Genomic DNA, 25,570 nt, shown 5'->3' with positions numbered 1-25,570 from the left:
CCACCCTATTTTTATTTGCAGCATTTGGAGAGTATACAGACTCATGACCCACATTCGTGCTATCTATACCGATGGTGCCTGCGAAGGCAATCCGGGACCGGGGGGCTGGGGCGTGGTCATTTACTTTGCCGATGGCGCTGTGCAGGAACTAGGAGGACACCACCCGGCCACTACGAATAATCGCATGGAATTGCAGGCGGCCATTGAAGCCCTCAAGGCATGGCGCCAACTGGCTGCGGGGAGCGCGATCGCGCTTTACACCGACAGCGAGTATGTCCTCAAGGGCATTACGGAGTGGATCCACCACTGGAAACGGCGGGGCTGGAAAACCGCCGCCAACAAGCCCGTTCTCAATCAAGACCTGTGGCAGGCGTTGGATGCCCTCAATGATCCCTTAGTCCAGTGGCACCATGTACGCGGCCATAGTGGCGATGAGGGTAATGAACGCTGTGATCTTATTGCCCGCAGTTTGAGTCGCGGTCAGCCAATTGTCTTAAGAACGCTGCCACCACCTCTGGGGTAATGTCGCGGGTGTGTTCAAAAACTGCATTGGCTCCCGCTGCGCGCAGGCGATCGCCATAGCGTTGCCGATCTTCAGGTTTCACGTGGGGAGGAATCACCCCAAGGGCAATCCACGGCGTGGTTGCTTGTTCTTTGCGGGCATTGACAACGGTCTGCATATCCGCTACCGTATCCCCCACATAAAAGGCGGGAATGGTTTCCTGAGCTGTGGTTTGGTGGTAGGCCATGCGGAGTCCCGTGGGGTCGGGTTTGCCGGGGGCATCTTCCATAGCAACCAAAAGGAGCCGATCCAGACCTAAGCGGTGTTTGAGGACATATTCTGCTGAGTCCCGCGTGGCACCACTAACAAACCCCCAGCGGATCTGTGCTTGGTCGAGAGCCTGAAAATAGGCCACATCCACCAGTAGTGGCTCATCTTGAATATAGCCCGACCAATTTTGGCCGCTATAGCGCTCCTCAAAAAAGATCACCAAGCGTTCGTAGTCCAAGGGCACTTGGCAGCGGGGTTTTCCTTGGCGCTCAAAGTAGCGATAAATGAGTTCGCGGGATCCTTCCCAGTCATTATTCCAACAGCCTTCTGCCTTGAGGTCGTCAATTTCCTTTTGACTGGGACGATAGGCACGCCCCGTAAAATACTCAACTGTATCGGCGAGGGCACGGCGATAGGAACGACTGACATCGCGAATCACCCCATCAATATCAAAAAAGACACAGGCACAGGGGGTACTCAACTGTAGTTCTCCGGAAACTTGTATGCAGTTGGCCTGATTGGTTATTATAAAGGATGGCCTTTTGTGAAAAACGACTTTTAGGAGGTTAGAATTGTCCCGCTTTACCCTGAGAGTGCTTTGGTTAGAAAAAGACGTGGCAATTGCGGTTGATCAAATTGTTGGCAAAGGGACAAGCCCCCTCACCTCCTACTTCTTTTGGCCGCGCACCGATGCTTGGGAACTTCTCAAGGCAGAGCTAGAGAAGAAATCTTGGATTACGGAAGCGGAGCGCATTGAACTTCTCAACCGTGCCACTGAAATCATTAACTACTGGCAAGAGGAAGGCAAAAATCACCCCGTCAGTGAGGCGCAAAAACGCTTTAGTGATGTTAATTTTGTAGCCACTGCCTAGGGTGCTTTAAACCACTTCACATCGAGGAGAAAAACGATGGGAATTGTTTTGTACTTGGTCATTGTTGCGGGCGCAATCGCCTTGGCCACAATTTTGTTTCACACGCTACGTACAGTGAAGCTCATTTAGCCGCATCATGGCCTTCTAGTACCTCTGTCTTAACGTTCTGCATAGGGAGAGAGCGCTCGTGTCTCATGCTGTTACCTTAATTCGCGGCGACGGTATTGGTCCTGAAGTTGCCGCTGCCACTCGCATGGCCATTGACGCGACGGGCGTCAAAATTGACTGGGTAGTGGTGGATGCTGGTGTGGACATGATGGAGCGCTACGGTACGCCCTTGCCCGAACATGTGCTTGACGCTATCAAAAGCACAAAAACAGCTATCAAAGGCCCCATTACCACCCCCGTGGGGACGGGCTTTCGTTCTGTGAATGTCGAGATCCGCAAGCGGCTCAATCTCTATGCCAACCTGCGGCCTGCCAAATCCATCGCGGGGGTAAAAAGCTATTTTCAAGACATTGACCTCGTCATTGTTCGCGAGAATACCGAAGACCTCTACGCCGGCATTGAGTTTGAGTACACCAGCCCTGAAGCGGCCAAAGCCCGTGCCTTTTTGAGTGATTTATCGGGTAAGCCGATTCGGGAAGATGCCGCCATTGGGGTCAAGCCCATTTCTGTCCTAGGGAGCGATCGCATTGTTGAGTTTGCCTTCAAATATGCCAAGGCCAATGGGCGCAAGAAAGTGACAGCGGTTCACAAGGCCAACATCATGAAATTTACCGATGGCCTCTTCCTTGAACGGGCGCGGCAAATTGCCACCCGTTATCCCGACATTGCCTTTGAAGATCGCATCGTGGATAACATGTGTATGCAGTTGATGCAGAAGCCCGAACTCTACGATGTGATGGTGATGCCGAACCTGTACGGTGATATTCTGTCGGATCTTTGTGCCGGGATGATTGGCGGTCTTGGGGTGGCTCCCGGTGCCAATATTGGCGATGAATATGCGGTTTTTGAGGCGATTCACGGTTCCGCCCCTAAATATGCCGGTCAAAACAAAGCCAATCCCACGGCGTTGATTCTTTCAGGGGTGTTGATGCTGCAACACCTTGGTGAAATGGAGGCGGCACGGCGTCTGCAAGCCGCTGTCGAAAAAGTCATTGGTGAGGGGCGCTTTGTCACCTACGATTTGGCTGCGCCGGGCAAAGAACCGGTGGGGACCCAAGAGATGGCTGCTGCCATTGCCGAGTACGCTGCGCCCTAACCCACCAGTAGGTTTTCCTCAGGATATTGAACATTGGAGGGCTGCGGGTCGCCGATAATTGCCGCCATCAGCAGCAGGATACCCACCCGTCCGGCGTACATCGTTACAATCAAAACCAACTTGGAAAAGACGCTTAGCCCACTGGTAATACCGGTGGAGAGACCAACCGTGGCAAAGGCAGACACGGTTTCAAAGAGAATATTGATGAAATTCTCTTCGGGGTCAGCGATCGCAATCAGGGTGGTGGAAACGAGCACCGTAAACATTGAGCCAAAGGCCACGGCAACCGCTTTCATGATCAGCGAGGGGGGCACCTGACGGCGGTAGAGCAGCACCACCTCTTTCCCTTGGAGGGCTGACTTGGTAATCCCTGCGAGAATTCGCAAGGTCGTTGTTTTAATGCCCCCTGCGGTGCCACCGGGGCTGCCGCCAATAAACATCAGGGCAATCATAATAAATAGCCCGCTATTATTGAATTCACCAATGTTGACGGTATTAAAGCCCGCTGTCCGCGCTGTCACCGACTGAAACCACGCCAAGAGAAGCTTTTGATCAAAGGAAAAGAGACCAAATCGTTCTGGCGATCGCATCTCCGTCAGGAACAGCATTACCGTTCCTAAAATTAAGAGAATCGCCGTCGTACTCGTTACAATTTTGAAGTTCAAGCTAAACGTCATCTGGCTAGCCTTGCGGATCAAGTAGGCCGGTTTCCCCCAGTGGCGTAGATGTTCCCGCAGCCAAAGGTAAAACTCAAAAATCACCTCATAGCCAATGCCACCCAAAATAATTAGCAGCGAAATCACCAAATTTAAGGGCACCGAGGTTTGATACCCCATTAAGTTATCGCTAAATAAACTAAACCCGGCATTATTCCAAGCGCTAACACTGTGAAACACCGCGAGCCACAGTGCTCGTGGATCACTATAGTCTTGGCGAAAAATCAACCACAGTAAAAGGGCACCCGTCAATTCGAAGAGAAAAGTCAAGCCCAAAATCGAACGCACCAGTTGCCGTGCCCCCTGCATGCCCCGCCGATCCAAGGCTTGCTGAACCGCTATTTTTTGCCGTAGGTTAAACTTCCGCCCTAGTAAAATGATCAAAAACGTCGTTGCTGTCATATAACCCAACCCCCCCACTTGGATGAGCAGCAGAATCACCAATTGACCAAAGGGGGAAAAATGGGTGGCCGTATCAACAATGATGTGACCCGTCACACAAACTGCCGAGGTGGCGGTAAATAGGGCAACAATAAAGGGGTTCCACTGCCCATTACTGGTGGACCAAGGCAGGCACAAAAGCAACGTCCCCACCGTAATCACCGCTAAAAAACCGAGGCAAATTGTGCGTGGAACCGTCAGCATTAACGAATACAACGAATGCGTATTCAACAGGTCTGAGGCTAATCTACCGCAGGATCGGGCTGGCAACAATCGCTATAAGCATTGCAAAGACCCTAACTGGCGGCTCCGAATCGGGATGACAGGATTTGAACCTGCGACCCTCTGCTCCCAAAGCAGATGCGCTACCAAGCTGCGCTACATCCCGGCAGTTCATTTCTATCCTACCACCGAATTCTCAGCACAATCAGACAGGGAGGCTTAGAATCAAAAAAGGAGTTTTGCATTTTGTTAAGGTTACCCTCGCTGGTATGACCGACGTCCCCGTTTCCCACATTCGCAATTTCTCGATCATTGCCCACATTGATCACGGCAAATCTACCCTTGCCGATCGCCTGCTGCAATTTACGGGCACTGTGGATCCCCGTGAAATGAAGGAGCAGTTTCTCGACAATATGGAACTGGAGCGGGAGCGGGGAATTACGATTAAGCTACAAGCGGCTCGCATGACCTATACCAGTCGCGATGGCGAGACATACATTTTGAATTTGATTGACACCCCCGGCCACGTGGATTTTTCCTATGAGGTGTCGCGATCGCTCGCCGCCTGTGAAGGGGCACTTCTTGTCGTGGATGCCTCCCAAGGGGTAGAAGCGCAAACGCTGGCCAACGTCTATCTGGCGTTGGAGCACAACCTAGAGATTATTCCTATCTTGAACAAAATTGATCTACCGGGGGCTGAACCTGAGCGCGTGAAGGCAGAAATTGAGGAGATTATCGGCCTTGATTGCTCCCAAGCGGTTCTAGCGTCTGCCAAGGAAGGGATTGGCATTGAGGAAATTCTGGAATCCATTGTCCATTTGGTGCCACCCCCCCGCGATACGGTGGATCAACCCCTGCGGGCATTGATTTTTGATAGCTACTACGATGCCTACCGAGGGGTGATTGTCTACTTCCGGGTTATGGATGGTGTGGTTCGCAAGGGCGATCGCATTCGTTTGATGGCTTCTGGCAAAGAGTACGAAATTGATGAATTAGGCGTTCTCGCCCCTAACCAAAAACCCGTGGACAGTCTCCATGCCGGAGAAGTAGGCTACCTCGCCGCCGCCATTAAAGCCGTTGGTGATGCCCGGGTCGGCGACACGATTACATTGGCCCAAAACCCCGCCAAGGAACCTCTGCCCGGTTACACCGAGGCCAAACCCATGGTCTTTTGCGGTCTCTTTCCCACCGATGCGGATCAGTTTGAGGATCTGCGCGAAGCCCTTGAAAAATTGAAGCTCAACGATGCTTCGCTCCACTACGAGCCAGAAACCTCCAGCGCCATGGGCTTTGGGTTCCGCTGTGGCTTTTTGGGGCTGCTGCACATGGAAATTATCCAAGAGCGGCTAGAGCGGGAATACAATCTGGACTTAATCATTACCGCCCCTTCGGTGGTCTATCGCGTCACCACCATCAAAGGGGAAGTGCTGACGATTGATAACCCCAGCCTGCTGCCGGAACCCCAATACCGCCAAAAAATTGAGGAACCCTACGTGCAACTGGAAATGATTACCCCCGAAACCTATGTGGGCACGCTCATGGAATTGGCGCAGTCACGGCGGGGCATCTTTAAGGATATGCGCTACCTCACCCAAGGGCGCACCACCTTGGTCTATGAAATGCCCTTGGCGGAAATTGTCACGGACTTCTTTGATGAAATGAAGTCGCGATCGCGGGGCTATGCTAGTATGGAATACCACCTGATTGGCTACCGTCCCAATGATCTAGTAAAACTGGAGATTCTTATCAATAACGACCCAGTGGATTCCTTGGCGACCATTGTGCACCGCGATAAGGCCTACTATGTGGGCCGTGCTCTTGTCAGCAAACTCAAGGATTTGATCCCGCGCCACCAGTTCAAGATTCCCATTCAAGCGGCCATTGGCTCACGGGTGATTGCCAGTGAGAGTATTCCTGCCCTGCGCAAGGATGTCTTGGCCAAGTGCTACGGCGGTGACGTGACGCGCAAACGTAAGCTCCTCGAAAAACAAAAGGCGGGTAAAAAACGGATGAAGGCGATCGGGCGGGTGGATGTACCCCAAGAGGCCTTTATGGCAGTATTGCGACTCAAGAATGAATAGGAGGCTAAGGGTGTCTCAACGGTCAGCGGGCAAATGGGTGGCGATTGTTACCGGTGCAATTTCCCTGTTATTGGGAATTGGCTACTTAGTGTTAGTGCAACTTTTAGACTGGCGCGGTGATTGGCAACCAGCTCCTCTGGGAATGCTGCAATTGCTTTTGCCTTAGAACTGTTTAGGAAATTGGGGGTAACTCGCCGTGAATTGTGAAACGCACATGGTTGAGGGCGAGCTCCCCAAGACGTAGCCCGCGATCGCGATAATTGGTGGTCTCAAAGCGAATCCCTTTACCCGCTTCCACGTGGTACCAAGGCAGGGCCATAAAAAACCGCGTTGGATAGGGGCCGCGTTCCACCACATCGTCGGGATTGGACTCCATGGGCAGCCAGCCTACCCCCGGCACATAAAACTCCAACCAAACGTGGTTATAGGTGGGCTGGAGGGGAATCCCCCGCTTTTGGGGATGGGGGGGACATTTGTAGCGACCCACCGTGCGGCAGGCAATGCCATTCAATCGCGCCAAGGCCAAGAGCACTCCCACGTACTCACCACAGGATCCCGTTCCCCGCTTCAAGACAATATCAGGGGTTTCAATCGTAGGTCGCATCGCATAGCTCAGGCGATCGTACACATAGTTACGAATCTTGAGCATCTTGCGCAGGATATTGGTTTCGGTGCCCACCGCTTCCCGTGCCGCCTCTTGGACAATGGGCTGATCCATGGCCAGCTCATCGTTGTCCACCAAATATTGCGCGGCAAAACCAGCAGGCAAAGGCAAAGATTCATCAATATCCTCAGGCCGCAGATGGTACTTGATACCCCTCACCTCTAGCCAAGCACGCCAGCCAAAAAGACGCGCTTCGTAGGGACGCAATTCAGGAAAGTCAAACACGGCCACCTGCTGATCTTCCACCGTTTCCAAGCGAAAGGGGGTACCGATGGGTTCGACCCGCAGCAATTTTTGGCGCAGGGAATTGGCAGGCAGAGCAATCCGCCACTCTAGGTTATCAAGGTGCAGCGGATCAAGGGGCGCCATTTCTTCGATGTAGGCCATCTCAATCAGATAGCCATTGGAAAGGGTGTAGTGTGCCTCCCTGTGGGTCTTGTAGAGTAGCGGATGAATCAGACAAATATCGCGATGATCAATTTCAAGGGGGGCTTCACGGTTGTTGGGGTTATCCCGCAGATAGGGTTCTTCACCGCCATAGGCCACCCATAATCGCCCCGCCGCATCAAAGGTAAACGCCGTTGGCTGGGCAAAGGGAGTCAAGGCCACCCATTCAATACGGCCACTCTGGCGATCCAGACAGTAAATGGATTGCTCAAGGCGATCGCTCACCCAGAGATAGCCATCCTTAAGGGCTAAATTTTCGCAGCCAATGCCGGGGGCACTGAGACGATACTGCTCTCGACCTGTTTCATCGAAACAGTGGATGTAGCCGGATTTTTGACAGGTGACATAGATGCCTGTGTCATCTACCGCCACACCGTAAATGGGATAGCGGCACTCCAGCACCTTTTCTACCTGCCAGTCAGGAAGATGACAGCGATAGAGCCACCTATCGCGACAAAACCAAAGGGTTTCGCGATGGAGACAGAGGCCATAAGCGTCGAGAAAGGGTTCTAGATCGTAGGGATTGAGGATCTCACTGTGGTCGTTTTCGCTGTTGATCAACAAAATAAAGCCCCGTACCCGATCCAAAGCCAGAAAACTGGCGCCAAGGGTCGCTTGGCAAAAGGGTAAACGGGGCAATTGCCGTAGCCACAGGGCTTGGGGATCAACCCATGCCAGACCATGAATTTGGTAAGCACCGAGGGGATAAATCGTGTGCCACTCGTGATCAAGAGCCAGAGATTTTCCCCCATAAACCTCTTTCGGTGAATCTGGCATAGGCAGCAAGTACCCTACTCAACCGTTTGGGGCAATAGCTCACGCCGAGGTTGAGCTTGGATTTTCACTTGACCCGATTCATCCACATCAATGAGGGCAGTATCCCCTTCACGAATGCGACCAGAGAGCATTTCCTCAGCCAAGGTGTCCTCTAGGAGGCGCATAATTGCCCGCCGCAGTGGCCGTGCCCCATAGCTGGGGTTATAGCCCTCCTCGATGAGCCGATCTTTGAAGCGCTCGGTCACTTCTAAGGTAATCCCCTTTTCGGTGAGGCGCGAGAACACCTCCTTGAGGAGAATATCAGCAATTTGCTTGACCTCGTCCTTCGTCAATTGACGGAAGACAATGATCTCATCCAAGCGATTGAGGAATTCAGGGCGGAAGTACTGCTTCAGTTCCTCATTCACTAGGGAGCGGATGCGGTTGTACTGGGATTCAGCGGCATCCTCCGTGCCAAACTCAAAACCAAGGCCAGCGGCACCCTTCTCAATTACCTTGGAGCCAATGTTCGAGGTCATGATCAAGAGGGTGTTTTTGAAGTCCACGGTACGCCCCTTCGAGTCGGTAAGACGGCCATCCTCCAGAATTTGCAGCAGCAGGTTAAAGACATCAGGGTGGGCTTTCTCAATTTCGTCAAAGAGCACCACCGTGTAGGGGCGCCGCCGCACGGCCTCGGTGAGTTGACCGCCCTCGTTGTAGCCGACATAGCCGGGAGGCGAACCAATGAGCTTGGAGACCGTATGCCGCTCCATGTATTCGGACATGTCTAGGCGAACCATTGCCTCTTCAGAGCCAAAGAAGTAGGCGGCCAAGGCTTTTGTTAGCTCGGTTTTACCCACACCCGTCGGCCCAGAGAAGATGAAGCTAGCAATGGGACGGTTGGGGTTTTTCAGACCGACACGGGCACGACGGATGGCGCGGGAGATGGCTTTCACCGCTTCATCTTGGCCAATGACCCGCTGGTGCAGGGTCTCCTCCATGTGCAGCAGTTTTTCCGACTCGCTTTCGGTGAGCTTGCTGACGGGTACCCCCGTCCAAGAGGCAACAATGTGGGCAATGTCCTCTTCGGTAACCACGGGAGTTTCCTCTTCGCCGCTCGCCAGTTCCGCTTTTTTCTGCTGCGCAATGGCCCGAATTTGTGCTTTCAATTCCATCTCGCGATCGCGCAATTCGCCCGCTTTGTCAAAGTTTTGGGCACGCACGGCCTCGTCTTTCTCTTTGAGCACTTGCCGCAGCTCGCGATCCAGTTCCTTGGCCGCAGGCGGCAGTTGCGAGTTAATCAGGCGCACCCGTGAACCGGCTTCGTCAATGAGGTCAATGGCTTTATCGGGTAGGTAGCGATCGCTAATGTAGCGATCAGACAGCTTTGCTGCCGCCTCAAGGGCCTCGTCGGAAATTTTCAGCTTGTGGTGCTTCTCATAGCGCTCCCGCAGCCCGTAGAGGATCTCGATGGTTTCCTCAACGGAGGGTTCACCCACCATCACCGGTTGGAAGCGGCGTTCCAAGGCAGCATCCCGCTCAATGTGCTTGCGGTACTCATCCAACGTGGTGGCACCAATGCACTGCAACTCACCACGAGCCAAGGCAGGTTTGAGGATATTGGCCGCATCAATGGCACCCTCTGCCGCCCCAGCGCCAATCAGTGTGTGCACCTCATCAATCACCAAGATCACGTTGCCCGCTTGGCGGATCTCATCCATGATCTTTTTGAGCCGCTCTTCAAACTCCCCGCGGTACTTCGTGCCCGCCACCAAGAGGCCAATATCGAGGGTGACCACCCGCTTGTCTTCCAGAATATCGGGGACATCTTTATTGGCAATGCGCTGGGCAAGGCCTTCCGCAATGGCGGTTTTACCCACCCCCGGTTCACCAATCAGCACGGGGTTATTTTTGGTGCGGCGACCCAAGATTTGAATCACCCGCTCAATTTCTTTTTGCCGACCCACCACGGGATCTAATTTGCCCTCGATCGCCATTTGGGTAAGGTTGACCCCAAACTCGTCCAGTGTTGGCGTTTTGGTTCGCCCTTGACTGGCGCCAGCGGTCACTTCTGCAGTTTCACCCAGCATGCGAATCACTTGGGTGCGCACCTTCGACAGATCAACCCCCAGATTTTCTAAAACGCGTGCGGCGACCCCTTCCCCTTCCCGAATCAGACCCAACAGAAGGTGCTCAGTGCCAATGTAGTTGTGCCCCAGTTGGCGGGCTTCTTCGAGGGAGAGTTCCAACACTCGCTTGGCACGGGGGGTAAAGGGAATCTCTACCGCCACAAAACCAGACCCACGGCCAATAATTTTTTCGACTTCGATGCGGGCATCCTTGAGATTCACGCCCATGGAACGGAGTACCTTGGCAGCCACACCAGTACCTTCCCCAATCAGCCCAAGGAGAATTTGTTCGGTACCGACAAAGTTGTGGCCGAGGCGGCGAGCCTCTTCCTGTGCCAGCATGATGACTTTAATGGCTTTTTCTGTAAAGCGTTCAAACATGACCCTTCCCCTAATGGCTCCTGCGTGCTGGTATCACTCATCTTAACACGTCCACTTTGGCGTGTTTTTGTATGGTCAATTACTATTACTGTAGATGTTGACTCATTTTTTTGCAGGTGCGGTTGCCCATATTTCCGTATTTTAATTGTGGGGAGGAGGCTACGGTGACATTCTAGTAACATTCTATTGTGGAATTGACCAGCCTCTTGAGTATCAAAAGGCGATAGACTACACTTGCTGATGCCAAAAACTTTTCCCGAATGGCTGATTTTTCCCAGTTTCTTGCCGTTGATCCCTCCCAGCGTGCCCTCATTTTCGACATGGACGGCGTCATTTGCCACACCATGCCCTATCACCTTGAAGCTTGGCGCCTCTATGTGGAGCGCACCCCTGAACTGCGGCAGCAGATCAATCTGGAACAGTTGCGGCAAATGGGGGGCAAACGCAACGCTGAACTCTTGCCGGAACTCCTAGGGCGATCAGTCACTGAAGCGGAAGTTGAACGTTGGGGGGCGGGTAAAGAGGCTGTGTTTCGGGAACTGTTAGCACCCAATTTGGAACTGCTGCCGGGGTTATTGCCCTTTCTCAAAAGCGCCAAGGAAAAAGGCTATCGCTTGGGCTTGGGCACCTCAGCCTGTGCTGCCAATGTGGAATTGGTGCTCTCCTGCGAGAGGGTGGGTGACTTTTTCGATACGGTGGTGATGGAGCAGGATGTGCAGCGGGGCAAGCCGGATCCGGAATGCTATCTACTCGTAGCGGAGCGGTTGCAGGTGTTGCCGCAGCATTGTCTGGTTTTTGAGGATGCCGTGGCGGGGGTGATGGCAGCGGTGCGGGCAGGGATGCGCTGCTGGGGAGTCTTAACAACGCAAGCGGCAACGGCACTTCAGGGGGCAGGGGCAGAGGTCTGCATTGAGGACTTTACGGATTCCCGCCTTCAGAGGCTACTTTCCTAGGGCATTTTCGGCGATCATGGGTACTGGCGCGTTAGGAATCCACCACCTTGGGCGTTGATCTGCGCAGTTATGTCTATCTCGACTCGATTCAACCGCAGCACGCGGCCTACTTGGGAACCGTGGCCCAGGGCTTTTTGCCGCTGCCGGGGGATTGCTCCCTCTGGGTGGAGATTTCACCGGGGATTGATGTCAATCGCCTTTTGGATATTGCTTTGAAGTCTGCGGTGGTACGGCCGGGGGTCTTGTTTATCGAGCGACTCTACGGATTATTGGAGGTGCATTCGGGCAATCAGGGGGAAGTGCGCGCCGCAGGGCAAGCCATTTTAGATGCCATTGGTGCTCGGGTACAGGATTGCTTGCGGCCACGGGTGATTTCCAGTCAGGTGATTCGCAATATTGATGCCCACCACACCCAACTGATTAACCGCTCGCGGCGGGGCAATATGATTTTGGCGGGGCAAACCCTCTATGTGTTTGAAGTGGAACCTGCTGCCTATGCCGCCCTAGCAGCGAATGAAGCTGAAAAGGCAGCCCTCATTAATATCTTGCAGATTTCAGCGGTGGGCAGTTTTGGCCGACTCTTTTTGGGGGGCGCGGAGCGGGATATTCTGGCGGCAGAACGAGCCGTCTTGGCAGCCATGGAACGCTTGCCGGGGCGTGATAGCCTTAGCGATCGCCGGGAGTAGCAGTCTTGGCATATTTCTTTAGCTTTTGCTCTAGGGCAGGTAAAAAAGGACAAGGGGAACTGTCTTGCAGTTGATAAGACCCTCGCCAATTAAAGTTCTGCCAGTTAAAGGGGGCTTGGTGGGCGGCGGCAAGCCACAGTAAACGCTTGGCACGGGTCATGGCCACGTAAAGCAGGCGATATTCCTCGGCAACTTTGGCCTCTTTCGCTTTTTGATAGGCAGCTTGCCAATTGGGAACGGGCTGCCTATGACCGTAGGCACGCAGTTGCGATCGCACCACATCCGTAAAATCCACTTCAGGACTCAGAAACTTGGCATTGGCTGCTACCCAACTCTCGCCGGGGAGGGTTCTTGCCTCTAGGAAGGGAACAAACACAGCATCCCAGTCGAGGCCCTTGGCCCGATGCATGGTCATGATTGTCACCTGCCCCGATCGCACTAAGCGGCTATGGAGGTCTTCTATCTCAACAGCATTAAAGCGATCCGCTGCCACCAACTCCTGCCAACGGGGATGAATCCGCTCCCACAGTTGCGTGGGTTCCTGTTGTGCCAAGTGGCAAATCAGGCGATCGGTGGTGGCCAATTCAGCAGCCTCATAGCCCAATTCCTGAGCACAATAGGTGATCAAGGGAAATAGGGACAGCTCTAGGCGGGCTTTGAGAAGACGTTGACAGAGGTGGCGCGCCTTGAGCACTGGTTCCTCGGCAGGGGGGTCTAAAGGCCCTGGATACAAAAACACCTCCGGCTGGGCAGCCAAGCGATCCAAGTTTTGGGGTGGAATACGTTTGCGCTCCTGCAGCACAGTGAGGGCAGCTTTGACTGCTTCGGGAGAATAGGGATGGTGGAGAAAATAGAGAATGTCCAGCAATTCCTTGGGCACCTGCGATTGCCGTTCAATGCCCGACACATCGAGAATCGGAACCCCCTGCGCGGCAAGGTCGGTATCAATCCTGAAGCTCGCGGGCGATCGCAACAGATCCGCAAGAAATTCCCCTTGGCGGTTGGTGCGCACCAGCACGGCGATTGAGGCGTCAGGATGCTCTGCCAAGACCTGAGAAATGCGAGCTGCTAGCTGCCGCACGGTCTCAAAAACGGTTGCTGTTCGGGCAACTTCTACCCCTTGCCCCCAAGGGTCTGGGTTCGCTTCTGGTTGCAGATCTGTTGGCGGGACGGGCTGAATTGCTTGCTCACGAAAGGGGAGTTCTTGCTTTTGGAGGGCGCAATTAGCCCAGCGCACCAAAAAGTTTGCTGCTCTAATGACCAGTAGGGTCGATCGCCCCGCTTGAGTCATTTCATAGAAAGCTTGCTGCTGGGCACATTCATCACAAAATTCATTAAAAAAGAGGGGATCTGCTGCCGTAAAGGTGGAGTTAATGGCTTGATTGGGATCCCCTACCCGCACAAAGTTCACTTGCCCTGTGGCGCTGTCCTCCGCAAGAAGTCGCAGTAACCGCGATTGCAAGGGGGTTGAGTCTTGAGCCTCATCCTCAAACACGGCATACACTCGCTGTTGCCATTCTTGGCGACACTGCTCATTCCCCTCCAGCAGCTGTACTGCTGCTAAAATCATTTCATCGTAGTCAATTCGTTCCTGTTGCGCCAGATGGTGCTGATACCGTTCCAACAGGTCGGCGCCAATCTCTAGAAAAGGGTAGGGTTCTTCTTCTGAAGGGTTTTGGGCGTGAAGCTGCTGGGACAACTGCCGCAAATCTTGGGGCGTCAACGCCATACTGCGGGCACTGCTAATCACGGTTTGTGCCAACTTCACTAAGATGTCAGTCAACAACGCACTCTTGCGGCCTTCGTGTTCAATGTCGCTCAGGGGACTGGTATCGCAGCCTTGGATGAGTTGCTTGAGGAGTTGGGGGTGCGATCGCGCCCATTCCTTAACACAAGTGACACACAGGCGTCGCTGTTCATGCTCACTCATTAAGTTCTCACCACTCCAGCGCAGCCCCGCCGTGGGATGACTCGTCGCAATTTTCAACGCTAAGCTGTGGAGGGTCTGTACACTAAAGCCATTCCGCGGTAAGCCCATCTGCCGTAGGTACTGGCGAATCCGCACCTTGATATTGGCAGCAGCCGAACGACTATAGGTGACTACTACTAGTTGCCGCTGTTGATGGAGTTTTTCGCGAGCGATGGCGATCGCCGCTCCTACGGCCATGCCATGGGATTTGCCCGCTCCGGGCACTGCCGACACCGCAAGCATTCCCCCTTGCCATTCGCTAATTTCCCGTTGACCCGGACGCAACGTCCCTAGGAGGTAACTGGCATGGGTTGGGGGTGATAACAAATTCATAAGAGGACTGGGAGAGGGCTAAAGATTTATTACAACAACTGGCGTCTGCCTAATGAATATCGAGAAATCGTATAATAGAATACAGAAAGTTAGGAGGAAGTTGTCTCCTAATGCAGACCACCTAAAGCTTGATAACGAGTCAATAGGATTCACCTAGGAGCCTTGATTTAATTATGCAACTAATCTATCGCGGCGTTAAATACGAAACTTCTGATCAGCACATTCCCCTTGTTGAATCGGGTGCCAAGGGTCTCTACCGGGGCGCCCAATGGGTAGGCCACAAAGCGGCTGAACCGGTTCCTCAACCGAATCATGTTCTTTGCTGGCGGGGGGTCACCTACCAAACCAACGGTACCCCAGTGACCACAACCACCTCGACAACGACTGCTACCCCTTCGGTACTTCCCCAGCGTAAGCGTGACTCCTTGGCCGAAGCCCATCGCCATGCGATTCTGAAAACTCTTGAGCGGCGACTGCAGGTGGCTCGGAGTCAGGGCAACGAAGACCTCATCAATCTGCTGGAAGAAGAGTGGCAGCAATTTGCCTAAGGTTGGATCACCGAAACCCAAACTGCGGTGCCGTTGCTAACAGCGGCACTTTTTTTTATGGGTGAGTGCCCTTTTCTTGGCGAAAAGCTGTTGCTTGGGCAAAGGCGGCTGCCGCCCGATCGCGATCGCCCAAAGCTTCATAGGCGCGTCCCAGTTGCTCTGCGGCAATCTCCCGCACATAGCCCAAGGGAAAAATCATCTGTTTGCTGTAGCTATTCGTCTGCCCCAGTTCAAGGCAATATTCAAAGTAGGCCGTTGCCCCCAAAGGAAATCCCAAAGCCATCAGCCAGCGCCCGGCCAAATCATTGAGGGGAGGATAGGTGGGAAACCACTCCAGACTTCGTTGACATAGGAGTTGCAATGTTTCGTGATCCCCCATAGCCAGCAAACGCCGCCCCAGTTGATTCAAAATTTCGGGCAGTGCACCGGGCATATTCTCAGGCAATTGGCCGGTGAGGAGATGGGGCAAGAGCCGCTCAAAAAGTTCTTGATAGCACTCCTCAGCTGCCGTGGGGTTATTCACCGCGTGGTACATATCCGCCAAGGCGAAAAGGAGATGCAACGGCAACCCTTCACTGGCACGGATGCGCTCTAGAATTGGGATGTTGCGATCGCGCATCTTGGCTTGAATTTGGGCAGGCTGATAACCATAGTGGTCAAGGCGCAGCGTTGCCAGCAAACCCATGGTCAGCGGTTCTGCTGCTGTGGACACCAACTGCTCATGGAAGCGTCCCTGATAGCGCAGCGTCGGCAGGTTGCGAAAGAGTCGCACAATGGCAAAGTCGGAAAATTGTTGCCCCGTGCCGATTTCCCGCCGTAGGAGTTGATAGGCAGTGAAAGTATTGCCCTCTAGTTGTTGTCCAAGGGGCACAGGCGGCTCCTGCAAGGTCACAAGCACCTCATCGGCATCAATCACCAAGATCCAATCGCCTGTGGCCTGTTCGAGGGCGTAATTGCGGGCGGCGGCAAAATCATCCTGCCAAGGGAAGCTAAAGATGCGCTCTGTAAACCGGCGGGCGATGGCGATCGTCTCATCCGTTGATCCGGTATCAACCACCACGATCTCATCTACCCAGGGTCGAACACTGCCTAGACAGCGCGCCAAATGAGCTGCCTCGTTTTTGACAATCAAACAGGCACAGACCCGCACCATCTACAGCAGCTTTTCAAATTGCTGGCGCAACTGATTCAGTTCACTTTCCGAGAACTCACTCTCAGCAGCCGGCGGCACGCGATTTTCTAGTTCCCAGTCGGTTTCTTCAACGTTACGCTCTGGGGGTGCCAAAAAGAGCCGCTCAGCATCATTGGTCGGCACAAATCCTTCGGGAACCAAGTGACAGGTGTAGCCTGAGGATTCGCAGAATTCTTCGATTTCCTTGGCATCAATGGGCACAACGCTGGGGGGACGAAAATCCTGTGCCTCTAGGAGCATGGCATAGCGATTGGCATCGTCTTCGCTTTCAAACATCAGAATCAGGTTGCGATCGCCCAGTTGCAGGGAATGAATCCCCTCATTTTCAGTGCCCGGGTTGTAGAGCAACACGTAAACGCGCATGATGCCTCGCCAATGAAATCTCAACAGTGATTATAACGATTTTAATTCCTCCTAACCTGTAGAAATTTCTGGTTTAGAACAGTCAAAGGGGCAAAAATAAAGCCTGAGTTAGAACAACGTTTTTTCAGGTTCTGCCTTGATCCGCTGCTCCAAGCATGCTTGGCGATAGGTGAGTTCTAATTCATTGCCAGTGCGGCGAAAAATTTGCGCCTGCTGCAAGAGAAAGGCTTGAAAGAGCCGCTGAAAGGCAAGGGCAATGATGGCCACCACCAACCCGGCAGCCGTACTTATCAAGGCCTCACTAATCCCGAGACCCACGCCCATGGTTGCGGGTGTGCCAATATCGCCCAAGCGAATCGAACTGAGGGCACTGATTAGACCTAACACCGTTCCCAACAAACCCAGTAGAGGTGCCATGGTAATCGTTGCCTCTAAAACCTTTTCTCCCCGCCGCATGGCACTCAGTTCTTCATCAGCGGCCGCCTCTAAAGCCAGACGAAAGATTTCTGGGTTGGTGTCAATCAGTTGTAAAGGGGTATAAAGGAAGCGACCAATGGGTTGATCACAGGCATTTGCTGCTAGTTCAAGGGCTTCTTGCCAATCGTGGCGAGCGGCATCCAGAATCTGCTCAGCCAGTTTCGTCTCTCCCCGCAGGACAATGCTCCAAAACCAAAGCCGCTCAAAGATGGTGCCTAAGGTCAAGATCGAGAGAATCAGTAGTGGCCACATGGCCAAGCCACCACGGTTAAAAATTTCAGCGATATTCACGATCAGTTCCCTGTCAGAGCATCCGACGTTTAGTATAGTCCAGCGTGGAGTCGCAATTGTTGTCTAAATTTTGTCTAAATTCTAGCGAACTATACTGCCAAGGGTCTTGAACCTCTGTTTTTCTGGGCCAGTCTAAACAGATGATTACATCAATGGAGTGATGCCTCGCATGAATATATCCTTACCTCTATCAACGGCAATAGCCCCAACGGCTATCGTGACCCGATCCCAAGTTAATGATCCCGATCGGCGGATGATTGAGCAGTGCCTTTCTGGACATCCGCAGGGGTTTCGGGAGCTATATCAACGACATCAGCAACGGGTGCGATCGCTCCTGTTTCAGTTGTGCGGTGCGGTTGCCCTAGATGATTTGGTGCAGGAGGTTTTCTTGCGGGCATGGAAGGGGCTAAAGGGTCTCAAACATGAGGCAAAGTTTTCCACATGGCTCTATCGGATTGCTTGGAATGTGGCTTGCGACTATCGCCGTCAACTGGCTACGCGCAAATCGCGACATCAGCAATACCTGTCTCAAAGTGAGCCACTCACGCTTGGACTGGATCTCCGGCAATTGCATTATGAGGATTTAGTGCAGCGGGGTTTAGCCACTTTGCCCCTAGAGTACCGCAGTGTTTTGGTCATGCATGACCTGCAGGGCTTACCCCAAAAGGAGATTGCTGAAATTCTCAAAATTCCAGTCGGTACAGTAAAATCCCGTCTCTTTCGTGCCCGTGGCATGTTGCGCACTTACTTTAGCGAAGCTGGAGTCAGCCTATGAAACGTGAACCCCCACCTGCGGAGGATACAACCTTGGTGAACTTTCTCCGAACCTATGCGGGAACGCCCCCACCACCACCTCCCCATTTGGAGCAGCAGATTGTGCAAGCCGCCCTCCGTCAACATCATTTAAACAAACGGCGTTGGCAAGTCGCCTACATCCTTGGCGCAGGGGCGATCGCGACCGCCACCAGTGTGTGGTTTCTCAAACCGTCAGCTCAAGTGGCAAAGCAAACTCCTCCAGATCCAGTAGAAACCTTCATCACAACCAATTGGCAGGCAATGTTCTACAATGCCGAACCCCCTCTTTTTGAGTAATCTATCATTCCAATTTGTAATTTTGTAATAAAGGAGAACACAGCCATGTTAAAAAAATCCCTCGCAGCACTTTTGGTATGTAGCGCCCTCAGCCCCTTGGTGGCGATCGCTCCCTCGACCTTCGCTGACCCCGGTTATGGTGGCCCTCGCTGGGGAGCCAACTTGGAGAACCTCAACCTCACCCCAGAGCAGCGGCAACGTTTGCAAGCCGTGCGGCAACAATATCAAGGTCAAATGGAGCAAACCCGCAACCAACTGCGCACTGCCAAGCAAGAACTGCGGCAGATGATGAGTGGCAATGCCTCTGAAGATCAAATCCGCAGTAAACATCAACAAGTCCGCCAACTGGAAAACCAACTGGCCTCCCTCCGCTTTGAAAGCATGCTGGCTATGCGGGGTATTCTCACACCACAACAACGGCAAGCCTTGGCCACCCAGATGCAGCAGCGCCGTCAAGGCAATCGCGCCATGAAACCGCAACAGTAGAGAATTTCCTCATTAACACTTGAGCCAGTTGTTTGTTCACTCGTGTAGGGTCGCTGATCCTGCACATTTTCTGTTGATCAACAGATCGAGAATCTCTGTGGCGGCGCGATCAACGACGCCGGGAGTACCCATGACAGCTCGCATTTCGGCATAGCCTGCTTGCATCGCTAAGCGTTTCTCTGGATGATCGAGCAACTCAAGGGCAGCAGCGGTAATGTTGGCAACGGTGGCTCGTTCTTGAAGGAGTTCGGGGACGATTTCTCGATTCACGAGTAAATTGGGGGGAGAGACAAATTTGAGATCAAACTTCAAGAAGCGTTGATAGAGCCACAAACTGAGGGGATGGACGCGGTAGATCACGACTTGGGGCACATTCAATAGCGCTGTTTCTAGATTCACGGTGCCCGACTTGGCGATCGCCAGATCCGCTGCCGCTAGAACTTGCAGGGAGTCTTCCGCAAGGGTGACGGGAATTGGATACTGTTTGAGGATGGCTTCAATGGCTGGACGATACTGTTGCAGAGACAGGGGTAACCAAAAACGGGCCTTGGGATAGGCTTGAGCAATATTCGTCGCAGCCCCTAAAATCAGGGGCAAAAGGGAGTGGATTTCCTGTTTGCGCGAAAGGGGCAATAGGGCGATCGCCAGCTCATCGGCAGCAATACCCAAACTTTGACGGGCAACTTCTCGACTGGGAGCCGCCGCAATGCGATCCAACAGGGGATGCCCCACCCAAACGACATTGGCGCCATGACGGTGGTAATAGCTGGCTTCCTCTGGAAAAATGGCAAGCAGGCGATCGCTGAGGGCAACAATTTGACGAGTCGTCTTGAGACTGTGGGACCAGACCCACTCTTGGGGGGCAATGTAGTACACCATCGGTACAGAAAAATGCTTGCGAATAAACCGCCCCATGGCCACATTGCCGCCAATGTAGTCAATCAAAACCACCAAATCAGGTGGGTGCTGTCGTAGATAGCGGCGTGCCTTGAGTTGTAGCGCGATCGTTGGTTTGATCAGTGGCAGAGCTTCTAGTAGCCCCACGGAGCCAATCCCGCCGGTATTAAAGAGTAGCTTTGCCCCCGCCGCAGCCATGCGATCGCCCCCAAGGGCAGAAATTTCTAAGGGAATCCCCCGCTGCGCCGCCAAGCGATAGAGGGCCTTCACTAGTAGGGCACCCTGCAAATCCCCAGAGACCTCCCCTGTGCTAATGAACAGATGCGCCATGCTTAGCCCCGTACCGCTGCCACTGGTTGACAGAGTTGATCTGCAAATTCCTGTTCGCTGGCGGCCATCTCCTGTACGGCGGCGGCCATAATCTCAGGGATGGACTGTCCCGCTGTATATTGCGCCAACCATTGCTGGGCAGTATTCCCCTGTCGCAGGATTTTCTTAATCGGTGCTAGAAAACAGCTAAAGCCCTGTGCTTTGGCAATTGGCCAGACCTCTTCATAGAGTTCCGCTATCCAAGTGGCAGCTGTGAGTTGCCGGCGATCGCGCCAATGGGTCAACACCGCCTCTAGGCTACTTTTGGCGGCAAGCTGCTCATTTTCATCGGCCATTTGTGCCAGCATCTCGCCATCACCCCAGCGGAGCGGATCAAGATCAGGGGTGTCCAGCATTTGCAGGAGTCGCGCTTCAAGGAGAGCGGTAATCGCTAGGAGGGCAATGGGATTCGTAACTAGATCACAAATGCGTAGTTCAAGGCGGTTGAGATCATAGGGTCGGCGATCGCCATTGGGACGCACCGCACTCCAAAGATGCCGCACATTTTGCATCGTGCCCTGTTGAAGCTGTGTTTCTGTCCACTCAATGAAGTGGGCATGGCTAGTAAATAAAGGCACTTGGGGTGGGGTTTTGGGAAAGATGGCCCAACGGGTGGAGTGGTAGCCCGTTACCTTGCCATCGAGAAATGGCGAAGACGCACTGAGTGCCAGAAACAGCGCTGCCTCCATGCGCACCAGCCGACAGGCGCGGATCAAATCCTCTGGATGCCGCAGGCCAATGTTGATGTGGACACTGGCGGTTACCACCCGCGTGCCATAGGTTTGCTCAATGTAGGTGTGGTAGGGGTTCTGCGGGTCAGAGCGATAAAAGTGTTGACTATCCCCCAGACTGAGAGTGCTGCCGGGGACAAGGGTTAAATCCCCCAAGGATTTTAAATAGGCGCGCAGCCGAAAGCGAGGACGCAACAAGTCACACAGGGCTTGATCATAGAGATATACAGGGGGAGTGGTAAATTCGACATTGCGACTATCCGGCTCACGCACAAACCCTGGCAAGTCTCTCACAATTCGATCTGACAGTCCCACAATCTCCCCCGTGGGTTTACCCGTGTAGAGTTCAACCTCAAAGCCCTTTGACAGCATGGCATCCTCTTGATTGAGTTGGATTGGCAGGCAACCCCGCGTAGAGTGGGAGGTTTTAACTACTTAGCCACAATACCACGCCCTCGCCCCTACCGCATATATGAACAACGGTGAAATTGCTACTGTAAGCATAAAAATCTGATACGATACCCTCTAATTCAAACTACATCGGCTAGTAGGAGTTTTGGCATGTTTGGTCAGCGGCGAGTCCAAGCAGATCTGCGGGTCGGTCGTCTTTTGGATCAATTGGGAATTCGCTACCGCGTGGATGAGGATGGGGATTACCGCGTTGTTTTTGAGCTAAACGGTGGGCGATCGCAACAGGCCTTTATTGACTCGCAAACGCAGCAACTCGGCAGCTATGAAATTCGCGATGTCTGGTCGATTGGTTACATTTCCGACGGCCATTTGGATCAAGAAGTAGCTAATTACCTGTTGATTGAGAATGCGACCAAGAAAATTGGGGCTTGGGAATTGCGCCCCCTTGCTGACAATAAATACATTGCCGTCTTCTGCACTAAAGTCGCCGCTGATTGCGATGCAGAAGCGCTCTATACGAGTATTCGCGTTGTTTTAGAAGTAGCCGACGAATTGGAGAAAATTCTTGAGGCAGGCGATAAGCTATAGTATTTCCCAGTTTCCTTTTCGAGGAGGGCAAAAACTTTGCTGCAACGCAATAGGAAATACGCAAACCCTCTCCTTGGGAAGACCCTGTGGGAGCTAACCTAGGAATCTAGGCGTGAGCCAATTTGGCAAATCTCTCGAAAGCCGCCTCTTATTGTCACAATTTTTGTATTTAATATAAAAATCGTTAAGAATTACAAAAAAATAGTTCACTTTTTTCCTGCTGCATATCCCGCCTAACTACACTGGATAAACTATTAGCTGCTGCGATCGGGTGACCTAGTCGCAGTGGAGTGAATTGTTTTGAGGAACCTGTATGTATTACGAACGCAAACTTTTTGCCCTGCTTCACGATCCCTATCTGAAGGCCTTGTACCGCAATAAAGGTCTCAAAGGCGCATGGCAACAGGTGTCTTGCCTAAACCGGCATACCCAACCGTTGCAAGATTGGTGGAATAAGCACGGTGGCGTTACAGCAGATCATATTGCTTCGGCCAGCGATCGCCTGAGCTTTCAAGGGGGGATGATGACCCCGCCGACTCAAACAGGTAACGTCACCCAAGTAGAAATTGCCCACCCTATCACCGGTGCTAAAAGTCATCTCAACTTTTCTTTTGCAGGGAGTCTCAGCGATGAGAATTTAGCTGAAATTGAAGCGCAGTCCATCTGGAATCAGATTCGCCAAGAAACTGACGCCGAAAAAGTGTTTTGGTGGTTTTGGCGATTTTATGGTGAAGCCATTGCTAACCATCAGCGCATTAAAGGTCAAGCAGTTTATGCGAAAGATATCTTGCTGCTGCCTGCTGACACACGCATTCCCGACTGCCCCCTCGAAGCCCATGCCTCCATTACTGCTGCCTTGGCAGGGACGCTGTTTCCTAAAAATGCCCAAAATGGGGATGAGCCACAGCATCCTTGGCTATTGATGTTTTCCTTTGCCCCAGTTCAGGACTTTATCAAATCGTCCCGCAAGCTCCTAGATTTTTGGGCCGGTTCTTACCTGCTTCACTACCTTAGCGCTAGGGTGTGTTGGTTTCTCGCCGAACGCTATGGCCCTGATGTCGTCATTACCCCCAATCTTTACAATCAGACAATCATTGACGCCTTTCTACTGCAAAAATATCCCGAATTTGAAGGCTACTTTGAGGAATTTGGCATTGCCAAACCTGTTGATCAAGGGCAACCCTCCCCTACCTTGGTGACAGCAGGCTTTCCCAACGTGATTACCGCTCTCATTCCTGCCGCCGATAAAGACACTATTGGCAAAGAACTTCAAGATCATCTGCGGCAGATTTGGCTGGATCTTGGCAAAGAGGTGCGTGAAGCCATCAAAGCCAAAGTCCGCAATAGTTACGACGACAAGTGGATTAACCACATTCAGCAATGGATTCACAGGCAATTTCCAGAAGCAGAGCAAGAGGAGTTAAAGAAAGAATTTCTCAGTTGGCAGCAAGGAGGACAGTGGGAGTGGAATGCTCTTTGGGAAGCTCAATTAGAAAATTTCTGGCAAAGCTACTGGATTGCGCTTCCCCTTGGGAATCCAGAAAAAACGCTCACTTGTCAGCGGGGAGCATCCACCTACGCAAGCTGGAAAACCGCTCAAACCACCTTAGCAAAAGCACAGGAGCCGCTGCCCACTAGCGTCGAGGAAAATGTCTATACCACTATTAATGTCGGCACTTGGTGGCCGCTATTGCAACAGCGCTTGGGGCAAGCCCTCTCCGCCATCAAAAACACCCGTAACTGGCAGTTTCCTGCTTCACCGGGAGAGCGTTCCTCGATTTCCGGCGTCTATAGTGCCCTGCACCCCAATCTGCTGTACCGCGATCCCTTCCGCGAGGGACATGGCCTGCCTACTAGTTCCCTGCGCCTGTTTTGGTATGTGATGAGCCAAGCCTTTCCGGGGCTATTTAATGGCAGTGAGCGTTTGAATGCCATTGAAGTCACCAAGCGGATGGCGTGGAAGCATGGCGGTGTGGCTATGTCCTTGGGGGTTGAGTGTCCCGAAGATGACTATGAAAACTTAGTGCGTTTTCCCAATGCCAGCAGTATCGCTGCTGCGCGGTTTATGGTGGCGTGTCCCGATCAGGTCAAGCAGTATTGGAAAAAATTGAATCGAGAATTTACTGACGATCTGGATTTACAGCCCTATCGCGATCGCTTTGGCAGCAAAACTCGCCGTCCCACCCATATTCCCCAAGTGGATGCCAAGCTAGGGGATTACAACGGTGTCATGTTCTCAGCCAAGTGGTTGGCAGAAGATGTAGGGCTTGAAACCAAGAAGGAGTTGGCAGCCCTGCGCAGTGCGGTGGATCGGACGCAAAAACAACAAAAACAAATGGGTTGGGGCGATCGCTCCCCCGCTGACTGGTGGTGCATTCTCCTCGCCGATGGCGACAACATGGGAGACTACGTGCGTGGTCACAACTTAAAAGCCTACCGCGAGTACGTTGCCGGCAATATTGTGCAGCAAATCAACAAAAATGCAAATCTTCAGAACTGGAAGAAGTTAATTGATAACACACCCAAGCGCATGGGACCTGCTACCCATGTGGGCTTAAACCGTGCTCTTTTGGATTTCTCGAATCGGCTGGTGCCCTACCTTGTGGAGCAACGTCACTGTGGTCGGGTGGTTTATAGCGGTGGCGATGATGTCATGGCCATCTCGCCCTTGGAGGATGTCCTCTCGGTGATTCATACTCTGCGGCAAGCATGGTGTGGTGGTACGGATCCCGGCGGGGAGTTTGAATCCTGCGGAGGCTACTGGCAAACGGTTGCGGGTAGCACAGCGGCTCAAGCCTTGGGAATGCGTCGCCTCTTTACCATGGGCGAGGAAGCCACGCTGAGTATGGGGGTAGTCATTGCCTACAAAAGTGTGCCGCTACCCACTGTTTTAGAGCACCTCTGGCAGGCCGAAAAAGAACGGGCGAAAAAACTTCCCGGCAAGGATGGTCTTTGCTTTCGAGTTCTCTACGGTTCTGGGAATGTTTTGGAAGCCCTGATGAAGGGCAACCTCCTTGAGAACTGGTGGAAAGTTCTTCAACAGGCAACGGACGATGTTAGCCCTCTTCTATACCGATTGATTGCAGAACTGCCACAGCACTGCTGGCTAAGTCAAGAACATGTGACTCGGCGGGCGATCGCCAGCATTGCTAGCCGCCGTGAGAAAAACTTGCCCGAGGAATCCATTGAAAACCTCTGCACTTGGTGCGATCGCTGGGAAGACTGGGCACTTCAACATCAAGGTCAACCGGGAACTGACTTCCCAGACCTCCTCAACCTGTTTCGACTCATGGCCTTCTTTATTGACAAACGGTTTTCTCCCATTGCCCACAACAGCGCAACTGAACGTTCCTAAGCATGACCTACCTGAAAAGTGCCGCAGTGCTGGTGAAGCGGCAGACGACCGGCGGGAGGAATTACTCAATTTCAGCTTGTTGCT

Annotated in this window: 23 protein-coding genes and 1 tRNA gene; 13 read left to right on the top strand and 11 right to left on the bottom strand. The window is 52.8% G+C overall.

Annotated features, from left to right (window positions below; all coding sequences use genetic code 11):
* Positions 1–43: 43 nt before the first annotated feature.
* A complete protein-coding gene (gene rnhA / locus ACK4HN_RS08850; RefSeq protein ID WP_409849547.1) occupies positions 44–523 on the top strand; it encodes a ribonuclease HI in 480 nt (159 codons plus the stop codon).
* On the opposite strand, the gene ACK4HN_RS08845 is transcribed toward rnhA, so the two are convergent.
* Positions 456–1,253 carry a TIGR01548 family HAD-type hydrolase gene (locus ACK4HN_RS08845; RefSeq protein WP_409869120.1) on the bottom strand — a complete coding sequence of 266 codons (798 nt, stop codon included), beginning with the start codon at positions 1,251–1,253 and terminating at the stop codon, positions 456–458. The genes rnhA and ACK4HN_RS08845 overlap by 68 nt on opposite strands.
* A 91-nt stretch (positions 1,254–1,344) precedes the next feature.
* Between ACK4HN_RS08845 and ACK4HN_RS08840 the strand changes: the two genes are divergently transcribed.
* Complete coding sequence (locus ACK4HN_RS08840) at positions 1,345–1,644, top strand: 30S ribosomal protein PSRP-3 (protein WP_409849543.1); 300 nt, start codon at positions 1,345–1,347, stop codon at positions 1,642–1,644.
* Positions 1,645–1,831: 187 nt separating this feature from the next.
* A complete protein-coding gene (locus ACK4HN_RS08835; protein WP_409869119.1) occupies positions 1,832–2,908 on the top strand; it encodes an isocitrate/isopropylmalate dehydrogenase family protein in 1,077 nt (358 codons plus the stop codon).
* Here the strand turns inward: ACK4HN_RS08835 and ACK4HN_RS08830 are convergent.
* Together ACK4HN_RS08830 and ACK4HN_RS08825 are read right to left on the bottom strand one after the other, a co-directional pair.
* On the bottom strand, positions 2,905–4,266 hold the full coding sequence (locus tag ACK4HN_RS08830; protein ID WP_409869128.1) for a TrkH family potassium uptake protein: 1,362 nt from the start codon (positions 4,264–4,266) through the stop codon (positions 2,905–2,907). The genes ACK4HN_RS08835 and ACK4HN_RS08830 overlap by 4 nt on opposite strands.
* A gap of 113 nt (positions 4,267–4,379) precedes the next feature.
* Positions 4,380–4,453: transfer RNA gene (locus tag ACK4HN_RS08825), tRNA-Pro, on the bottom strand.
* 103 nt (positions 4,454–4,556) lie between these two features.
* On the opposite strand from ACK4HN_RS08825, the gene lepA reads away from it, so the two are divergent.
* On the top strand, positions 4,557–6,368 hold the full coding sequence (gene lepA / locus ACK4HN_RS08820) for a translation elongation factor 4 (protein ID WP_409849537.1): 1,812 nt from the start codon (positions 4,557–4,559) through the stop codon (positions 6,366–6,368).
* Between the two features lie 10 nt (positions 6,369–6,378).
* A complete protein-coding gene (locus ACK4HN_RS08815) occupies positions 6,379–6,534 on the top strand; it encodes a hypothetical protein (RefSeq protein ID WP_409849535.1) in 156 nt (51 codons plus the stop codon).
* Positions 6,535–6,540: 6 nt separating this feature from the next.
* On the opposite strand, the gene ACK4HN_RS08810 is transcribed toward ACK4HN_RS08815, so the two are convergent.
* Positions 6,541–8,256, bottom strand: coding sequence for a transglutaminase domain-containing protein (locus tag ACK4HN_RS08810; RefSeq protein ID WP_409869118.1), 1,716 nt, complete (start codon positions 8,254–8,256; stop codon positions 6,541–6,543).
* 14 nt (positions 8,257–8,270) lie between these two features.
* Positions 8,271–10,745, bottom strand: a complete 2,475-nt coding sequence (locus tag ACK4HN_RS08805; protein WP_409877525.1) for an ATP-dependent Clp protease ATP-binding subunit — start codon at positions 10,743–10,745, stop codon at positions 8,271–8,273.
* Positions 10,746–11,005: 260 nt separating this feature from the next.
* Here ACK4HN_RS08805 and ACK4HN_RS08800 point away from each other — a divergent pair, with 260 nt between their 5' ends.
* Together ACK4HN_RS08800 and ACK4HN_RS08795 are read left to right on the top strand one after the other, a co-directional pair.
* Entirely contained in the window at positions 11,006–11,698 is a 693-nt protein-coding gene (locus ACK4HN_RS08800; protein WP_409869116.1) for an HAD family hydrolase, read from the top strand.
* Between the two features lie 47 nt (positions 11,699–11,745).
* Entirely contained in the window at positions 11,746–12,384 is a 639-nt protein-coding gene (locus ACK4HN_RS08795; RefSeq protein ID WP_149817184.1) for a hypothetical protein, read from the top strand.
* On the opposite strand, the gene ACK4HN_RS08790 is transcribed toward ACK4HN_RS08795, so the two are convergent.
* Positions 12,365–14,686 (bottom strand): ATP-dependent helicase, encoded by a 2,322-nt coding sequence (locus ACK4HN_RS08790; RefSeq protein WP_409877524.1) that lies wholly within the window; start codon positions 14,684–14,686, stop codon positions 12,365–12,367. The genes ACK4HN_RS08795 and ACK4HN_RS08790 overlap by 20 nt on opposite strands.
* 173 nt (positions 14,687–14,859) lie before the next feature.
* Between ACK4HN_RS08790 and ACK4HN_RS08785 the strand changes: the two genes are divergently transcribed.
* Entirely contained in the window at positions 14,860–15,234 is a 375-nt protein-coding gene (locus ACK4HN_RS08785) for a DUF4278 domain-containing protein (RefSeq protein WP_409869114.1), read from the top strand.
* Between the two features lie 55 nt (positions 15,235–15,289).
* Here ACK4HN_RS08785 and ACK4HN_RS08780 read toward each other — a convergent pair whose 3' ends face one another.
* The 3 genes from ACK4HN_RS08780 to ACK4HN_RS08770 all read right to left on the bottom strand — a co-directional run bounded on the left by ACK4HN_RS08780 (position 15,290) and on the right by ACK4HN_RS08770 (position 17,557).
* Positions 15,290–16,387: a glycosyltransferase gene (locus ACK4HN_RS08780; protein WP_409877523.1), complete on the bottom strand. Its 1,098-nt coding sequence runs from the start codon at positions 16,385–16,387 to the stop codon at positions 15,290–15,292.
* The gene (locus ACK4HN_RS08775; RefSeq protein WP_409849520.1) at positions 16,388–16,789 is read right to left on the bottom strand and encodes a DUF3110 domain-containing protein; all 402 of its coding nucleotides are present in this window, start codon (positions 16,787–16,789) and stop codon (positions 16,388–16,390) included.
* A 108-nt stretch (positions 16,790–16,897) separates the two neighbouring features.
* A complete protein-coding gene (locus tag ACK4HN_RS08770) occupies positions 16,898–17,557 on the bottom strand; it encodes a MotA/TolQ/ExbB proton channel family protein (protein WP_409869111.1) in 660 nt (219 codons plus the stop codon).
* Between the two features lie 169 nt (positions 17,558–17,726).
* Between ACK4HN_RS08770 and ACK4HN_RS08765 the strand changes: the two genes are divergently transcribed.
* The 3 genes from ACK4HN_RS08765 to ACK4HN_RS08755 are packed head-to-tail and all read left to right on the top strand — an operon-like array spanning position 17,727 to position 19,135.
* The gene (locus ACK4HN_RS08765) at positions 17,727–18,332 is read left to right on the top strand and encodes a sigma-70 family RNA polymerase sigma factor (RefSeq protein WP_409869110.1); all 606 of its coding nucleotides are present in this window, start codon (positions 17,727–17,729) and stop codon (positions 18,330–18,332) included.
* Positions 18,329–18,649, top strand: coding sequence for a hypothetical protein (locus tag ACK4HN_RS08760; RefSeq protein WP_409869109.1), 321 nt, complete (start codon positions 18,329–18,331; stop codon positions 18,647–18,649). The genes ACK4HN_RS08765 and ACK4HN_RS08760 overlap by 4 nt, the downstream gene beginning before the upstream one ends.
* A gap of 45 nt (positions 18,650–18,694) precedes the next feature.
* Positions 18,695–19,135: a Spy/CpxP family protein refolding chaperone gene (locus ACK4HN_RS08755; protein ID WP_409869108.1), complete on the top strand. Its 441-nt coding sequence runs from the start codon at positions 18,695–18,697 to the stop codon at positions 19,133–19,135.
* Between the two features lie 36 nt (positions 19,136–19,171).
* Here ACK4HN_RS08755 and lpxB read toward each other — a convergent pair whose 3' ends face one another.
* Together lpxB and gshA are read right to left on the bottom strand one after the other, a co-directional pair.
* Entirely contained in the window at positions 19,172–20,362 is a 1,191-nt protein-coding gene (lpxB, locus tag ACK4HN_RS08750; protein ID WP_409869107.1) for a lipid-A-disaccharide synthase, read from the bottom strand.
* A gap of 2 nt (positions 20,363–20,364) precedes the next feature.
* Entirely contained in the window at positions 20,365–21,504 is a 1,140-nt protein-coding gene (gshA, locus tag ACK4HN_RS08745) for a glutamate--cysteine ligase (protein WP_409869106.1), read from the bottom strand.
* A gap of 189 nt (positions 21,505–21,693) precedes the next feature.
* Here gshA and ACK4HN_RS08740 point away from each other — a divergent pair, with 189 nt between their 5' ends.
* Both ACK4HN_RS08740 and cas10 read left to right on the top strand, forming a co-directional pair.
* The gene (locus ACK4HN_RS08740; RefSeq protein WP_409877521.1) at positions 21,694–22,131 is read left to right on the top strand and encodes a hypothetical protein; all 438 of its coding nucleotides are present in this window, start codon (positions 21,694–21,696) and stop codon (positions 22,129–22,131) included.
* Positions 22,132–22,444: 313 nt separating this feature from the next.
* Positions 22,445–25,486: a type III-B CRISPR-associated protein Cas10/Cmr2 gene (cas10, locus tag ACK4HN_RS08735; RefSeq protein ID WP_409877520.1), complete on the top strand. Its 3,042-nt coding sequence runs from the start codon at positions 22,445–22,447 to the stop codon at positions 25,484–25,486.
* Positions 25,487–25,570: the final 84 nt, after the last annotated feature.

It is taken from the genome of Thermosynechococcus sp. (assembly GCF_046299655.1).
Taxonomy (GTDB): domain Bacteria; phylum Cyanobacteriota; class Cyanobacteriia; order Thermosynechococcales; family Thermosynechococcaceae; genus Thermosynechococcus.
The sequence above is the reverse complement of the archived record's forward strand: the minus strand, read 5'-3'. Positions and strand labels throughout refer to the sequence as shown.

Coding starts and splice junctions, on each gene's coding strand:
- rnhA (WP_409849547.1), top strand. CDS start 44: ATGACCCACATTCGTGCTATCTATACCGATGGTGCCTGCGAAGGCAAT.
- lepA (WP_409849537.1), top strand. CDS start 4,557: ATGACCGACGTCCCCGTTTCCCACATTCGCAATTTCTCGATCATTGCC.
- ACK4HN_RS08810 (WP_409869118.1), bottom strand. CDS start 8,256: ATGCCAGATTCACCGAAAGAGGTTTATGGGGGAAAATCTCTGGCTCTT.
- ACK4HN_RS08805 (WP_409877525.1), bottom strand. CDS start 10,745: ATGTTTGAACGCTTTACAGAAAAAGCCATTAAAGTCATCATGCTGGCA.
- ACK4HN_RS08800 (WP_409869116.1), top strand. CDS start 11,006: ATGGCTGATTTTTCCCAGTTTCTTGCCGTTGATCCCTCCCAGCGTGCC.
- ACK4HN_RS08790 (WP_409877524.1), bottom strand. CDS start 14,686: ATGAATTTGTTATCACCCCCAACCCATGCCAGTTACCTCCTAGGGACG.
- ACK4HN_RS08785 (WP_409869114.1), top strand. CDS start 14,860: ATGCAACTAATCTATCGCGGCGTTAAATACGAAACTTCTGATCAGCAC.
- ACK4HN_RS08780 (WP_409877523.1), bottom strand. CDS start 16,387: ATGGTGCGGGTCTGTGCCTGTTTGATTGTCAAAAACGAGGCAGCTCAT.
- ACK4HN_RS08775 (WP_409849520.1), bottom strand. CDS start 16,789: ATGCGCGTTTACGTGTTGCTCTACAACCCGGGCACTGAAAATGAGGGG.
- ACK4HN_RS08765 (WP_409869110.1), top strand. CDS start 17,727: ATGAATATATCCTTACCTCTATCAACGGCAATAGCCCCAACGGCTATC.
- ACK4HN_RS08760 (WP_409869109.1), top strand. CDS start 18,329: ATGAAACGTGAACCCCCACCTGCGGAGGATACAACCTTGGTGAACTTT.
- ACK4HN_RS08755 (WP_409869108.1), top strand. CDS start 18,695: ATGTTAAAAAAATCCCTCGCAGCACTTTTGGTATGTAGCGCCCTCAGC.
- lpxB (WP_409869107.1), bottom strand. CDS start 20,362: ATGGCGCATCTGTTCATTAGCACAGGGGAGGTCTCTGGGGATTTGCAG.
- gshA (WP_409869106.1), bottom strand. CDS start 21,504: ATGCTGTCAAAGGGCTTTGAGGTTGAACTCTACACGGGTAAACCCACG.
- ACK4HN_RS08740 (WP_409877521.1), top strand. CDS start 21,694: ATGTTTGGTCAGCGGCGAGTCCAAGCAGATCTGCGGGTCGGTCGTCTT.
- cas10 (WP_409877520.1), top strand. CDS start 22,445: ATGTATTACGAACGCAAACTTTTTGCCCTGCTTCACGATCCCTATCTG.